Below are 13501 nucleotides of genomic sequence, written 5' to 3' on the forward strand. Positions count from 1 at the left end.
CGGTCCTTCGCGGGCAAGCCACGCTCCTACGACGGAGGGGGTGCGCAATTCACTGGGTGTAGAAAATCACGATCAGTTGGCCACTTATATGCTTGATATTTCGAACGCCTGCTGCCTATGTTGTGGGGTCGCCGTTTCCGGCATGCGAAAACAACAAGGACAGAGTCATGACGACCAATGTTCAGCGCTCCCTGGAAGAGCGTTTGACGGGCATTGATGAAATCGAGTGCGTTACGCCTGATCTCAATGGCGTGCCGCGCGGCAAGGTAATGACTGCCGAAGGCTTTCTCGAAGGCCGTCGGCTGCAACTGGCCCGTGGGGTGCTGTTGCAGTGCATCATGGGTGGCTACCCGCCGGCGCGCTTCTACGGCGGTGACGACGGTGACCTGGCACTGGTCGCCGATCCGGCGCAGATCCATCGCCTGCCCTGGAGCGCCGAGCCCCGGGCCCTGGCAATCTGCGACGCGGATGAGCTGAGCGGCGCGAGCTCCGGCCTGTCGACCCGCGGTCAGCTCAAGGCGGTGATCGCCCGTTACGCCGCCCGTGGCCTGGCCCCGGTCGTGGCGACCGAACTGGAGTTCTTCGTGTTCGCCGCCAACCCCGATCCGACCCAGCCGTTCCAGCCGCCTGTCGGCCTGGACGGGCGACGCGAGGACGGTCATTCGGCGTTCAGCATCAGTTCCAACAACGGCCTGCGCCCGTTCTTCCAGGAGGTCTACCGCTGCATGGCGGCGCTGGGCCTGCCGCGCGACACCTTCATGCACGAGATGGGCGTCAGCCAGTTCGAGATCAACCTGCTGCATGGCGATCCGCTGCTGCTGGCCGACCAGACCTTCCTGTTCAAGCACCTGCTCAAGGAAGTCGCGCTCAAGCACGGCCTGAACGTGGTGTGCATGGCCAAGCCACTGGCGAAAACGCCGGGCAGCTCGATGCATATCCACCAGAGCGTGGTGGAAATCGGCAGTGGGCGTAACGTGTTCAGCGATGCCGATGGCAAGCCGACCGATACCTTCTTCCACTTCATCGGCGGGCAGCAGGCGTGCATGGCGGATTTCACCGCGCTGTTCGCGCCCAACGTCAACTCCTACCAGCGCCTGTGCCATCCCTATGCGTCGCCGAACAATGCCTGCTGGTCCGAGGACAATCGCGCCGCCGGCCTGCGCATCCCGGCCAGTTCGCCGGTGGCGCGACGGGTGGAAAACCGTCTGCCGGGGGCCGACGCCAACCCTTACCTGGCCATCGCGGCCAGCCTCGCCGCCGGCCTGCACGGCATCGAGAAGGGCCTGCAACCGGCCCCGGCGATCCAGGGTGAATTCGAGGTCCCGGACCACTTGTCCCTGCCGTGCACCCTGCATGCCGCGCTCGAGCGCCTGAAGCGCAGCGAGCTGGCCCGCGAGTTGTTCGGGCGCGAATTCATCGACGGTTATCTCGCGACCAAGACCCAGGAGCTGACCAGCTTCTTCGATGAAATCACCCCGTGGGAACGTCGCGTGCTGGCCGCTCAGGCCTGATTGAATACACCCCGGCCCATGCGGGTCGGAAGTTGACTGGACAGGCGTCCGATCGCGGCATCCATGTCGCATCGGGCGCCTGTTTTTTTATGCCTGTCCGACCGCTCGGCGGAAATAATCACTTATGCTTTCAGGCAGTTTTTCCACCTGCTCAAGAGGCCGTTCGGGACGCTGATGCGCACTATCTGGAAGTCTTTTCGCGCGTTGTATTTCGCTGCTTTGATGATGCTGATCGGCTCCGGCCTGTTGAGTACCTACCTGGCCCTGCGCCTGAGTGCCGACCAGGTCGACAGCCTGTGGGTCGGTGCCCTGATGGCGGCCAACTATTTCGGCCTGGCCCTGGGCGGCAAGATCGGTCACCGGCTGATCGCCCGGGTCGGCCATATCCGGGCCTACGCTACCTGCGCCGGGATCGTCGGTGCGGCGGTACTGGGTCATGGCCTGGTCAGTTTCCTCCCGGCCTGGCTGTTCCTGCGGGTGATCGTCGGCCTCGGCATGATGTGCCAGTACATGGTCATCGAGAGCTGGCTCAACGAGCAGGCCGACGCCAAGCAGCGCGGCGCGGTGTTCAGCGGCTACATGATCGCTTCCTACCTCGGCCTGGTGCTCGGTCAGTTGATCCTGGTGGTGCATCCGCAGCTCGGTCCGGAATTGCTGATGCTGGTCGCCATGTGCTTCGCCCTTTGCCTGGTGCCGGTGGCGCTGACCCGGCGCATTCACCCGGCACCGCTGCGGCCGGCGCCGATGGAGCCGCGCTTCTTCATCAAGCGGGTGCCACAGTCGTTGAGCACGGTGCTGGGCTCCGGGCTGATCGTCGGCTCCTTCTATGGCCTGGCGCCGCTGTATGCGTCGAAACAGGGCCTGAGTACCGAGCAGGTAGGTATTTTCATGGGGGTGTGCATCTTCGCCGGCCTCCTGGTGCAGTGGCCGCTGGGCTGGCTGTCCGACCGCTACGACCGGGCAGTGCTGATCCGCAGCGTGGCCATCGGCCTGGCGGTGGCCTCGTTGCCGCTGGCGATCCTGCCCGGGGTGCCGATGCTGGTGCTGTTCGTCGCCGGTTTCCTCGTGTCGCTGCTGCAGTTCTGCCTGTATCCGCTGGCGGTGGCGTTCTCCAACGACCATGTCGAAAGCGAGCGGCGGGTTTCGCTGACCGCCATGTTGCTGGTGACCTACGGCGTCGGCGCGAGTATCGGCCCGCTGGCGGCCGGTGTGCTGATGAAGGCCTTCGGCGACCAGATGCTCTATGCCTTCTTCAGCTTCTTCGCGCTGGTCCTGGTCTGGCGTATCCGCCCGAAAGCGGTGACCGGGTTGCATCAGGTGGTGGATGCGCCGCTGTCCCACGTGGCGATGCCGGCGGCCAGTTCGCCGCTTGCCGCGGCCCTCGACCCGCGGGTCGACGAACAGGTGGTGCAGGAACAGATGCAGACGCCGGTGGCGGCCGAAGACACCGAAGAGGAGGACGAGAAGGCGGACGTCAGGGAAGGGGAAGGGCAGGCGCCGGTCAAGCCGAGCCAGGTCTGAACGAATCGGGGAGCGCCTTGCGCTCCCCGATTCATGTCAATAGTCGTCTTTGTCGAAGCGCCGCGCTTCGCGCTGCAGCTGATAGACGAAACTCTCGATCTTGCGCTGCATCTGGCCATTGAGGTTGTGGAAGCGTACACCGGCGAAGGTGGCGCCCAGGCGCTCCTCGAAATGCAGGTGGCGCAGTTCGACGGACATGTTGGTCAGGCCGAGCGGCGCGCTGGCGGCGAACTTCTCGTAGACCTGGCCCAATTGCAGGCGTTCTTCGATATCACCGTCGAAGCGCAGCTTGCAGCCGGTGGCGGAGATATCCAGCAATTTGCCGCGAATGGTGCCGGCACCCTTGAGTTTTTCACCGTCGAGCACGACATCGACCAGTTGCGACAGCTTCAGCGCTGCGCGGAAGGCATTGCGGCGCTGGTGATAGGTGACTTCGCTGGGCAGCGTGCCGCGGTAGCAGCGGACCTCGCCGGAAGAGTCGATGGTCAGCGGCTGACTGCATTCCCAGGCGATCCGCACGCCGTCGTGGAAGCCTTCGACACGGAAGGGTTCGCCATTTTCCAGATAACGCTCGCCGTCGCGAGGGATCATTTCATCCAGGGCCAGGACGTTGTTGTCGCGATCGACTTCGACCACGTAACTCTGGAAACGCTGGCTGCGCTCATGGAAGGTAATGATCAGTGGATCATGGCTCTCTTGCAGCAGCCGCAAATTGGCGGCGATCTCCAGAGGCGTGGTGAACACCTTCGGAGGCTGCGGAGCTTCTACGTCATTGAACACGGTTGATGAATCTCCAGGCAAAAACGGCACACTCAGCGGGCATTCTGCCAGCATGCGGTGTGCCTTGATAGAGGGTCACGCCTGGCTGAGCGCACGAGGCTTGGAGAGCGGCGAGGTGGAACCCCGGCTGTCGTAGAGCGAAGGGGCTTCACCGCCATTGAGAATTCTGATCTGGTTGGCCGTGGTGGCCTGCTGCAGCACGATGGATTCGCCGTTGCGCTCGTTGACCGACTTGCACTCGTTGAGCAGGTTGCCCAGCACGTCGAGCTGTTGCAGCAGTTGCGGACCGAGGTGCGACTGGCTGGCCAGGACCTCGACACCGGCGCGGTCCGGGGTCAGGCCGATGCTGGCAAGCAGTTCACTGCGCCGACGCCCATGCTGATCAAGCAGCACTACCAGCGATTGCTTGTAGGCCAGGATGTTTTCCAGCGTCGGCATGTCCCGGCCGTGCAGGGCGACATATTCGTCCCGCAGCAGCTGGAGCAGTTGTTCCGCCGGGCCGATATCTTCTTCGATCAGTTGCAGCAGGGTCGTGTCGTGCATGGCTGGCTCTGGGTTTTGGCGTCCTTGAAGTCAGCGCGCCGAAGGCTAGCGCTGGGCTTCGAAATTGAGCAGTTTGCTGGCGACGCGGTTGGCGTCGACCTGGTAGCTGCCGTCGGCGATGGCCTGTTTCAACGCGGCCACGCGGTCGCTGTTGACGATAGGCTGGTCGCGCAGCTTGTCGCTGACCTGTTGCAACTGCTGGGCCTCATGGCTGAGGTGTACGGTTTCCCCGCTCTGGGCAGTGTTGCCGACCGCTTCGGACTGGCCTGCGCGGTTACCGGCGGCAGTGTCCTGGCTGGTGCCAGTGCGCAGGCCGCCCGTCACTGACGGGGAGTTATTCAAACGACTGAAGTCGATGACCATGATCAGAAAACCTCTCGGGAATTTGGACGCTTGCCCTTTTCTCGGCCAACCCGAAGAAAACTTTAGGCGCGAATGAATGGATTCGCGGCATCGCCATCAACCCGTAATGCGCACAGTCTAGAAAATGCGCTGCCTGATCGCCAGCCTCGATCGGCCGGGCGGTGCTCTGCGTCACAAGGTCACATGGAGACCTCCACCTGACCGGGCCCGGTGACCCGGGCCTTGACCACCCGTTTGGAGTTGAGATTGCGCACCCGGATCTGTTCGCTCATGCCGCCCTTGCTCAGCGCCTCGCCGGGCATGCGCACCGCCAGGGTGCCGCTGCGGGCGGTGATGACCACCTGGTCACCCTTGCGGATCACTTCCGCCTGTTCCAGATGAACCGGGGTGATGACCTGGTCGATGACCATTGGTCGGACGACTTTCTGCCCGATCGCCTGATCGACGCTGGACAGGAAGCCCTGGTTGAGCAGGCCGACATCGCGTTCGCGCAGGGAAACGTCCAGTTCGTCCACCACCGCCTCGCGCTTGAGCGGACGGCTGACCACCACCACATCGCGGTACAGCTTGACCTGGGCCGGCACGAACACGGTCCAGGGCGCGCTACCATCGCAGCGCACCCGCACGGTGACCCGACCCAGGGGCTGGGCCGGGCTTTCCAGGCTGGCACCGAGCTGTTCGCTGCACAACGGCATGCGCAGGCGTGGGTCGAGGTTGTTCACCTGGATCTCGTAGCGGCCCTCGGTATGGGTCTTCTGCAAATAGTCTTCGACAGTGAACTCAAGAAACCCCTGGGTGACACCGATAAGCTGTTCAGGCAAGGTGAACGCGTCAGCCAGAGTTCGAGCGCCGGGAGTCAACAGGCACAGCGCAGCAAGGAAGCCGGGCAGATGGCGGTGCAGGCGTCGGAAAAATGTCGTTTTCGTATTCATAAAAGTTAAAAAGCAAGGCGCGTGCCGACCGGGTGCGCTGCCCCAAGCTTCGGTTGAGGAGTCTGGCATGGCTGGTGTTATGGATTCGGTGAACCAGCGCACGCAACTGGTGGGACAGAATCGTCTCGAACTGCTGCTGTTCCGCCTGCGCGGGGATCAGTTGTACGGGATCAACGTGTTCAAGGTTCGGGAAGTGCTGCAATGCCCGAGCCTGACGCTTCTGCCCAAGGCCAGCCGGGTCGTGCGCGGTGTCGCGAATATTCGTGGGGCGACCATCCCGATCCTGGATCTGGCGATGGCCACGGGTCTGCCTCCCCTGGAAAATCAGGACCCGAGCAAGAGTTTCGTCATCATTACCGAGTACAACACCAAGACTCAGGGGTTCCTGGTGCATTCGGTCGAACGCATCGTCAACATGAACTGGGAAGAGATCCATCCGCCACCCAAGGGGACCGGTCGCGATCACTACCTCACGGCGGTGACCCGGGTCGACAACAAGATGGTCGAGATCATCGACGTCGAGAAGATCCTCGCCGAAGTGGCGCCGGCTTCCGAAGCGGTCTCCACCGGCGTGGTCAATGCCGAGGTGCACAGCAAGGCGGTGTCCTTGCGGGTGCTCACCGTCGACGACTCGTCGGTGGCGCGCAAGCAGGTCAGTCGCTGCCTGCAGACCGTCGGGGTGGAGGTGGTCGCGCTCAACGATGGTCGTCAGGCGCTGGACTACCTGAGGAACCTGGTCGACGAGGGCAAGCGTCCGGAAGAGGAATTCCTGATGATGATCTCGGACATCGAGATGCCGGAGATGGACGGTTACACGCTGACCGCGGAGATCCGCAACGACCCGCGCATGCAAAACCTGCACATCATCCTGCATACTTCGCTGTCCGGGGTGTTCAACCAGGCGATGGTGAAGAAGGTCGGCGCCGACGACTTCCTCGCCAAGTTCAGGCCGGACGACCTGGCGCAGCGGGTGGTCGACCGGATCAATGCCACACACTAACGAATGGCCGGGGGCTTCGGTCCCTGGCGTTGCACACGATTTAAGAGGCGGCACCATTGTCTACGGGTAATTTGGATTTCGAACAGTTCCGGGTCTTCCTGGAAAAAGCCTGTGGCATCCTGCTGGGCGAAAATAAGCAGTACCTGGTCTCCAGCCGTCTCAACAAGCTGATGGAACAGCAGGGGATCAAGACGCTCACCGAACTGGTGCAGCGTATCCAGAGCCAGCCGCGCAGCGGTTTGCGCGAGCAGGTGGTCGATGCCATGACCACCAACGAGACCCTCTGGTTTCGCGATACCTATCCGTTCGAGGTGCTGAAGAACAAGGTCATCCCCGAGCTGACCCGCAACAATCCGGGCCAGCGCCTGCGCATCTGGTCGGCGGCCTGTTCGTCCGGCCAGGAGCCGTACTCGATCTCGATGAGCCTCGACGAGTTCGAACGCAGCAACGTCGGCCAGTTGAAGATGGGGGCGCAGATCGTCGCCACCGATCTGTCCGGCTCGATGCTGGCCAACTGCAAGACCGGTGAATACGACAGCCTGGCGATTGCCCGCGGTCTGTCCCAGGAGCGTCTGCAGCGCTACTTCGACCCCAAGGGGCCGGGGCGCTGGGCGATCAAGGCGCCGATTCGCAGTCGTGTGGAATTCCGTTCCTTCAACCTGCTCGACAGCTATGCCGCCCTCGGCAAGTTCGACATCGTGTTCTGCCGCAACGTGCTGATCTACTTCTCGGCGCAGGTGAAGAAGGACATCCTGACTCGCATCCACGCCACGCTGAAGCCGGGCGGCTATCTGTTCCTCGGGGCTTCCGAGGCGCTGAACGGCTTGCCGGATCACTACCAGATGGTTCAGTGCAGTCCGGGGATCATCTACCAGGCCAAATAAGTCCAGAGCACAAAAAAGCCCCCGATCTCGCGATCGGGGGCTTTTTCATTTCAGGCGTTCATCAGAAGTCGTAACGCACCTTCGCCGAGAACACATCGGCATCGAAGCCCGATTTGCCGATGTAGTCGTAGTTCACGCCCAGGGTTACCGCGCCCAGCTTGTAGTCGGTACCGATACCGGCTTCGTAGCTGTTGCGCACGGCCTTGGCGCCGGTGGTGACGAACGGCGTGCTGCCCAGCAGGAAGGTCGAGGTGCTGCTGGCCTGGTCGGCGGCGAAGTCGTGCCAGGCCATCAGCTTGACCTGCGGTTCCAGGGTGCCGGCACCGAGGTTGAAGCTGCCGGCGACACGCACGCCCGCGCCCAGTTCGATGGCTTCGTAGCGCTGGTCTTCGACTTTCAGCGCGGCGGAGGAGCCCTTCTCGCGATAACCATCGATGTTCACCAGGCTGTAGCGCGCGGCCAGGCGCGGCTCGACCAGGACCTGCGGATTGATCTTCCAGGTGTAGCCACCGACCAGGTTCAGGCCGAGCAGGTCGCTGTCGTAATCGGCCTTCGCCAGGGTGCCAGCGATATGACGCTTGCTGTCGTTATCGTTGAAGCCATAGGTCAGGCTGCCATCGACGAAGTAGTTGCCCAGCTCATAGCCGCCGTAGAGGGTGAAGGCTTGGCTGTCGACTTCGGTCTTGTTGCCGCTCTTGCCGTTCACGTCGGTGTTGATGAAGCTGTAGGCCAGGCCCAGGGTCAGGTTGTCGTTCAGCTTGCCATCGGCGCCCACCGCGATGCCGCGGCTGTGGGCGTTGTAGCCGGCCACGCCGTCACGCAGGTCCTGGGTGGCGTCGCTGTACAGGCTCTGCACCCAGACGCCGGCTTCCTTGAAGGCGTCGCCGGACGAGGCGCCGCGCAGGCCGCTGGTGCGGTTGCCGGTAGCGTTGCTGACCAGATGCTGGCTGGTGGTCGCGGCCTGGGTCGCGCCGCCGTTGGTTTCCGGGGCCAGTTGTTCGGCGATGCGGGTCAGGTCGGCTTCGTTGGTGTTGAGCAGGGTCTGCAGCAGCGGGTCGTTGGGATTCTGTTCGCGGATGCGTTTGATCACGCTGTCGCTGACCAGGCTGCCCACGGCTTTCTGACCGTTGGCCGAGCCACCGTTGCCGATGACGATTTCCTGGACTTCTTCCTTGCCCTTGCCGGTGACGGTGGCGACCAGGGTGTTGTTTGCCAGCGTATAGCTGTCGATGTTGAGCAGGGCGGAGGTGCTGCTCAGATTGAGTTTGCCGTTCGGGTCCAGCGTGATGTGATCGTCCTTCAGGACTTCGATCTGTCCCGCCTCGATCAGCTTGTAGGTGGTGCCGTTCGCGGAGAAATCACTGCCTTGCGCGGCCAGCTGAATCTGCGAATCCTTGTCGAACTGAAGCGTGCCGGAAACGCTGAGTACCGCAGTATCAGGCTTGGTGGCGCTGGAGAGATTCAGGATCAGCGATGCGTCGTTGGCGACATAGACCCGGCCATCGATGCTGGTGTGAGGGGACAGCAAGTTGAACCGGGTGGGGCCGAATGCAGTGCTGCCGATGTCGACCGAACTGTATTCGTTGTACAGGCGGATGTTCGCACCGTCGGCCTGGGTATCGGTGCCGGTGAATTCGACATTGCCGGTGATATAGACGTCATGCAGGCCGATCAGGTTGCCGGTCACCTTGCTGCCGTCCAGCAGGCGCAGCCAGACCCGGCCATTGGCATCGGCGGCATCGACGGCTTCGTCGGCGGAAATCAGTGTGCCACTGTTGACGATGCGCAGGGGGAAGCCGGAGTTGTCATCGATGTCGAAGCGGCCCACGTGAATCGCTGCATCGGTGGCCTGGATGGTACCGGTATTGACGATGTGGTCGATCGCATAGGTGAAGCTGGCGTTCTCGATGCGAATGCCGTTGGCGTCCGCTCCGGTGGCAATGATGGTGCCGTGGTTCTCGATGCCGCGCAGGTCGGTGCGGTCATAGTTGGGGCCATTGAAGCCGCCCGAGACTTCCAGTCCGACGGCATCCTCGCCGCTTGCCTGGATCAGCCCGTTGTTGATGACCTTGCCGACGATTTCCCCGCCGGTCAGGTAGATCCCGGTGGCATCCTCACCTTCGACAACGATCTTGCCGCTGGTGGCATTGACCAGGTCGCCCTTTATGGTGGTCGAACCACTCATGTCGATACCGGTGGCGATATCCACGCCGCCGTCATCTTCCAGCGGCTCACCCTTGGCCGACAGCAGGCCTTCGTTGATCACGTTGCCGCCGATGATCGCCGGGTCGATGCGCAGGGCATTGGCGCCGCCGCCGACCGCGCTGATGCTGCCCTTGTTGATCAGGTTGCCGTCGATGCGGTTGTTGATCCAGTTGCCCGGAGCCTCGTAGACGTCCATGTCCACGCCGCCGGCGAAATTGCCGGTGCTGTTGATGGTGGCGTTGAGGATCAGGTCCTTCTGCACATGACTGCCATGCAGCTCGATAGGGTCGTCATTGCCGCTGCCGCTGTAGCTGCCGGAGATCTCCAGGTTTTCGCTGTAGGTCTGGTTTTCGCTCTTGAAGCCGGCATTGGTCAGTTGCACGGTCTGGGCATAGGCAGGGACGGTGGTAGTGGTAACCGCCAGGGCGAGGAGGGTCTTGCGAAATAGCATGGAAGCCACGGTTCAGTCCTTAAACGTCGTAGAAGTCACGGTGCGTCCTTTGCGTGGCCAAGCCTGGTTGGTGGTAATGGCCAAGTGCCACGCAACGAGCGGACTGGATGGTATAGAACTAGTCATCAAAATGACATGCTTCTGGCGCCGGCTTTCCGTGGCCCATTGCCGCTTTTCGCCACCATTGTCGGCACCCAGCGGAAATCCATTGCCGCTTTTCTGGCATTGCCGCCCCCGGCAAAACTGTGAAAACCCCGGTTTTACTGGGGTTTCCTTTTTTGGCATGGGACTTGCTGCCTCTCCGCCAACGAACCATCCGGTCAACCTTCGAAGGTTTCCCCGACATGAGCATCAGCTTCGACAAAGCGCTCGGTATCCACGAAAAGGCCCTGGGCTTCCGCGCCCAGCGCGCCGAGGTGCTGGCCAACAACATCGCCAACGCCGACACGCCGAACTACAAGGCGCGGGACATGGATTTCTCCAAGGTGCTCGCCGCCGAAACCGAGAAGACCCAGCAGGGCGGCCATTTCGCCCTCGATCGGACCAATTCCCGGCATATCGATGCCGAGGGCGTGACCCTCAGCGACGAGTCGCTGCAATACCGCACGCCGATGCAGCCTTCGATCGACCAGAACACCGTCGACGCGCAGCTCGAACAGTCGAACTACGCCGAGAACGCCGTGGGTTTCCAGGCCAGCTTCACGCTGCTCAACAGTAAATTCAAAGGGCTGGTGTCGGCCCTGCGCGGAGAGTAATTCATGTCCCTCGCCAGTGTTTTCAACATCGCCGGTAGCGGCATGAGTGCCCAGACCACCCGTCTGAACACCGTCGCCTCGAACATCGCCAACGCCGAGACCGTCTCGTCGAGCATCGACCAGACCTACCGCGCTCGTCACCCGGTGTTCGCCACCACCTTCCAGCAGGCGCAGAACGGCAGTCAGTCGCTGTTCCAGGATCAGGACGCGGCCGGGCAGGGCGTGCAGGTGCTCGGCGTAGTCGAGGACCAGAGCAACCTCGAAGCGCGCTACGAGCCGAACCACCCGGCGGCGAACAAGGACGGCTACGTCTACTACCCGAACGTCAACGTGGTCGAGGAAATGGCCGACATGATCTCGGCCAGCCGCTCGTTCCAGACCAACGCCGAGTTGATGAACACGGCCAAGACCATGATGCAGAAAGTACTGACCCTGGGTCAGTGATTGAGGGACCGAGCCAATGGCCAGCGTCAACGATACGACCTCCGGAACGAACCTCAACGATGTCATCAAGGCGTCCGGGGTCAAGAAAACCTCCACCACCGACCAGACCAGTGTCGCGTCGTCCACCAACAGCAAGACCGGTGGCAATACGCTGGGCAAGGATGCGTTCCTGCAGTTGCTGGTAACCCAGATGCAGCACCAGAACCCGCTGGATCCGCAGGACAACAGCGAGTTCGTCGCCCAGTTGGCGCAATTCAGCAGCCTCGAAGGCATCACCACGCTGAACGAGTCGGTCACCGCGATTTCCGGCAACTACAAATCGTCCCAGGCCCTGCAGGCCTCGTCGCTGGTCGGTCGCTCGGTGATCGCCCAGACCGACAAGGCGATGGTCGACACCACCAAGAGCATGACCGGTTCGGTGGTCGTGCCGCAGTCGGTGAGCAGCGCCGCCGTGACCATCAAGGACAAGGACGGCAACGTCGTGCGCACCCTGCAGCTGGGTGAGCAGAAGGCCGGCAACGCGTCCTTCGTCTGGGACGGCAAGAACGAGAAGGGCGAGGTGATGTCGCCAGGTACCTATACGTTTAAGGCCACCACCAAGGTCGATGGCAAGGAGGCGGAAATGTACACCTTGCTGCCCGCCACGGTGAGCAGCGTCACCATCAGTCAGACAGGGGGCGAGATGATGCTCAATCTCGCCGGTCAGGGCAGCGTCGCGCTGTCCAAAGTGCAAACCATCGGTATATAGAGCCGGCTAACGGCACAGGAGTGAAAGATGTCCTTCAATATCGGCCTTAGCGGTCTCTATGCGGCAAACAAGCAACTGGACGTGACCGGCAACAACATCGCCAACGTTGCCACCAACGGCTTCAAGTCGTCCCGTGCGGAATTCCAGGACGTGTACTCGGCGAGCAAGCTGGGCGTGGGCAGCAAGACCGTCGGCAACGGCGTGAGTCTGGCGGCGATTTCCCAGCAGTTCGGCCAGGGTGACGTGAACAACACCGGCAACGTGCTGGATATGGCGATCCAGGGCCAGGGCTTCTTCGTGCTCAGCGACAACGGCTCGCTCAGCTACACCCGCGCCGGCGCTTTCCAGACCAGCAAGGACAGCTATGTCGTCACCTCCGACGGCCTGCGCCTGCAGGGCTACGCCGCCGACGAAAACGGCAAGATCCTGACGTCCAGCCTGACCGACCTCAAGATCGATACCCTGTCGCAGCCGCCGAAGGCCACCAGCCTGGTCAGCCAGGGGATCAACCTGAACTCCGAGGCCACTCCGATTGCGTTGCCGACCGCGACGCCACCGGGGCCGACCTTCGTGCCGACCGACGAAACCACCTACACCAAGAAGTTCTCGACCGAGATCTACGATACCCAGGGCAACAAGCACACCCTGGAGCAGTACTATCGCAAGACCGACCAGAACACCTGGACCATGTACTCCCTGATCGACGGGCGCAACCCGCAGAACCCGGCCAGCACCACGCCGCTGGTGGGTACCATGACCTTCAAGTCCGACGGCAGCATCAATACCATGACCGGCTCGGTGGCGCCGGACGACAGCTTCTCCGTGGTCAACAACGTCTTCACCGTGAAGGGCTGGATTCCGGCGACCTACAACGCCACGACCGGTACCTGGGGTTCCAACGGCTCCGCCGCCAATCCCGCCGGTGTGCGTCTGGACATGAGCTCGACCACCTCCTACAACACCGATACCGCGCGTCTGCCGCCAACCCAGGACGGTTATGCCACCGGTCTGCTGTCCAGCCTGAGCATCGACTCCAGCGGCGTAATGTTCGCCAGCTTCAGCAACCAGCAGTCCCGTGCCATCGGCCAGGTGGCGATCGCCAGCTTCGCCAACGAGCAGGGCCTGGAGCAGCAGGGCGGTACCCGCTGGAAGCAGACCTTCGCCTCGGGTAGCCCGGGCATCGACACGCCGAAAACCGGCACCCTGGGTTCGATCTCGTCCAACTCCCTGGAGCAGTCCAACGTCAACCTGACCCAGGAACTGGTCGAGCTGGTCAAGGCGCAGTCCAACTACCAGGCCAACGCCAAGACCATTTCCACCCAGAGCTCCATCATGCAGACCATCATCCAGATGACCTGATGCTG

Annotated in this window: 13 protein-coding genes; 8 read left to right on the forward strand and 5 right to left on the reverse strand. The window is 62.4% G+C overall.

The genetic code is table 11. From position 1 onward, the window contains the following. Positions 1-269 precede the first annotated feature (269 nt). Positions 270-1511 (forward strand): glutamine synthetase family protein, encoded by a 1242-nt coding sequence (locus CHB99_RS09590; protein ID WP_167335857.1) that lies wholly within the window; start codon positions 270-272, stop codon positions 1509-1511. A 174-nt stretch (positions 1512-1685) separates the two neighbouring features. Further along, positions 1686-3032, forward strand: a complete 1347-nt coding sequence (locus CHB99_RS09595) for an MFS transporter (RefSeq protein ID WP_042124539.1) — start codon at positions 1686-1688, stop codon at positions 3030-3032. A 36-nt stretch (positions 3033-3068) separates the two neighbouring features. Here the strand turns inward: CHB99_RS09595 and CHB99_RS09600 are convergent, their stop codons facing one another. The 4 genes from CHB99_RS09600 to flgA form a co-directional block, all read right to left on the reverse strand. Then, complete coding sequence (locus CHB99_RS09600) at positions 3069-3812, reverse strand: flagellar brake protein (protein ID WP_042124541.1); 744 nt, start codon at positions 3810-3812, stop codon at positions 3069-3071. A 75-nt stretch (positions 3813-3887) separates the two neighbouring features. Next, a complete protein-coding gene (locus tag CHB99_RS09605) occupies positions 3888-4355 on the reverse strand; it encodes a flagella synthesis protein FlgN (protein WP_042124543.1) in 468 nt (155 codons plus the stop codon). Between the two features lie 45 nt (positions 4356-4400). Continuing rightward, positions 4401-4718 (reverse strand): flagellar biosynthesis anti-sigma factor FlgM, encoded by a 318-nt coding sequence (gene flgM / locus CHB99_RS09610; protein ID WP_042124545.1) that lies wholly within the window; start codon positions 4716-4718, stop codon positions 4401-4403. Positions 4719-4897: 179 nt separating this feature from the next. Then, positions 4898-5650, reverse strand: coding sequence for a flagellar basal body P-ring formation chaperone FlgA (flgA, locus tag CHB99_RS09615; protein ID WP_042124547.1), 753 nt, complete (start codon positions 5648-5650; stop codon positions 4898-4900). Positions 5651-5717: 67 nt separating this feature from the next. Between flgA and CHB99_RS09620 the strand changes: the two genes are divergently transcribed. Both CHB99_RS09620 and cheR read left to right on the forward strand, forming a co-directional pair. Continuing rightward, a complete protein-coding gene (locus tag CHB99_RS09620; RefSeq protein WP_042124548.1) occupies positions 5718-6650 on the forward strand; it encodes a chemotaxis protein CheV in 933 nt (310 codons plus the stop codon). A gap of 56 nt (positions 6651-6706) precedes the next feature. Further along, on the forward strand, positions 6707-7534 hold the full coding sequence (gene cheR, locus CHB99_RS09625; RefSeq protein ID WP_042124550.1) for a protein-glutamate O-methyltransferase CheR: 828 nt from the start codon (positions 6707-6709) through the stop codon (positions 7532-7534). 61 nt (positions 7535-7595) lie between these two features. Here cheR and CHB99_RS09630 read toward each other — a convergent pair whose 3' ends face one another. After that, positions 7596-10190, reverse strand: coding sequence for an autotransporter family protein (locus CHB99_RS09630; RefSeq protein ID WP_042124552.1), 2595 nt, complete (start codon positions 10188-10190; stop codon positions 7596-7598). Between the two features lie 344 nt (positions 10191-10534). Between CHB99_RS09630 and flgB the strand changes: the two genes are divergently transcribed. Genes flgB through flgE form a run of 4 tightly spaced genes read left to right on the forward strand, consistent with a single transcriptional unit; the run spans position 10535 to position 13496 of the window. Beyond that, positions 10535-10945, forward strand: a complete 411-nt coding sequence (flgB, locus tag CHB99_RS09635) for a flagellar basal body rod protein FlgB (RefSeq protein WP_042124554.1) — start codon at positions 10535-10537, stop codon at positions 10943-10945. 3 nt (positions 10946-10948) lie between these two features. After that, positions 10949-11389 (forward strand): flagellar basal body rod protein FlgC, encoded by a 441-nt coding sequence (flgC, locus tag CHB99_RS09640; protein ID WP_009402938.1) that lies wholly within the window; start codon positions 10949-10951, stop codon positions 11387-11389. 16 nt (positions 11390-11405) lie between these two features. After that, positions 11406-12137, forward strand: coding sequence for a flagellar hook assembly protein FlgD (gene flgD, locus CHB99_RS09645; RefSeq protein ID WP_042124557.1), 732 nt, complete (start codon positions 11406-11408; stop codon positions 12135-12137). Between the two features lie 27 nt (positions 12138-12164). Continuing rightward, complete coding sequence (gene flgE, locus CHB99_RS09650; protein WP_042124559.1) at positions 12165-13496, forward strand: flagellar hook protein FlgE; 1332 nt, start codon at positions 12165-12167, stop codon at positions 13494-13496. Positions 13497-13501 lie beyond the last annotated feature (5 nt).

Origin of the sequence: Pseudomonas japonica (assembly GCF_900188455.1) — a bacterium.
In the GTDB taxonomy this organism is placed as follows: domain Bacteria; phylum Pseudomonadota; class Gammaproteobacteria; order Pseudomonadales; family Pseudomonadaceae; genus Aquipseudomonas; species Aquipseudomonas japonica.